We start from the raw sequence: 1,042 nt of genomic DNA, 5'->3' as shown, positions 1-1,042 counted from the left end.
GCATGTCACGGCAATCGACCGCTCGCCGGCCCGGGTGGCGCGGCTGCGCGAAAACCTGGCGCGGCTGTCGCTCCAGGCCGAGACTGTCGTTGCTGACGCCGTGGAATGGGCCGGCCCCACCGAGGGCTTCGACGGTATTCTGATCGATGCGCCTTGCACCTCGACCGGCACGATCCGCCGTCATCCCGACGTGGCGTGGCTGCGGCAGGAATCCGATGTCACCGCCATGACCGCGCTTCAGCAGCGGCTGCTGCGAAAATCGGTGTCGCTGCTCAAGCCGGGCGGGACGCTGGTCTATTGCACCTGCTCGCTGGAACCTGAGGAAGGCGAGCAGGCAGTGGCGACGCTGCTGGCTGCAGAGCCTGCGCTTCGCCGCGTCCCGATCGAGGCATCGGAGGTCGCGGGCCTCGACGAAGTCATCACCGCCGAAGGCGATCTGCGCACTTTGCCCAGTCATCTGCCGAACGCCGATCCCAAGCTCGGCGGGCTTGACGGATTTTTCGCAGCCCGGCTCGTTAAATCCTGATTTTGCACTGGATTTTGCGACCCCGACGCTGATTCTCACACGTTCAAGGTGGTGTAAGACGGCCGATTTTGGGATTAATAGGGATTCGTCGGAATCCTCTCCCCCTTCAAGGCAAGGCGTGTCGGTCGCTCAACGCAGACGTATCTCGACGCTGGTCATGAACCGCTTCGCGCGGAACATGCTCGCGCGCGCGAGCGGCGGTTCCGTTGCGCTGTCGCGGGTCTGGCCCGGTCGCACCGACCGGCTGATCATCGCGCCGCACGACCTGCGCACCGCGGATGCGACCCGCGCCGCCGAAATCTATGCCGGCCGCTTCGTCTTTGCCGGCAAGATCGTCAATTGCCACGGCCGCTCGATCTTCGATCTCGAGCCGCCGTCGGAGGATTGGGAGGTCGCGCTGCTCGGCTTCGGTTGGCTGCGCCATTTGCGCGCCGCCGACACTGCGCTGACACGAGCGAATGCGCGCGCGCTGATCGAAGACTGGATCGCCAACCCCGCCAACAAGCGTCGCCCGGT

At 65.5% G+C, this 1,042-nt stretch carries 2 pseudogenes; both read left to right on the top strand.

What is annotated here, in order from left to right:
• A pseudogene (locus MOV74_RS38910) lies at window positions 1-526 on the top strand (MFS transporter); the annotation flags it as partial.
• A 157-nt stretch (window positions 527-683) separates the two neighbouring features.
• Window positions 684-1,042: pseudogene (locus MOV74_RS38905) on the top strand (heparinase); the annotation flags it as partial.

This window comes from Bradyrhizobium sp. SHOUNA76 (assembly GCF_023006445.1).
Classification (GTDB): domain Bacteria; phylum Pseudomonadota; class Alphaproteobacteria; order Rhizobiales; family Xanthobacteraceae; genus Bradyrhizobium.
This window is presented reverse-complemented; position numbering and strand designations above follow the sequence as displayed.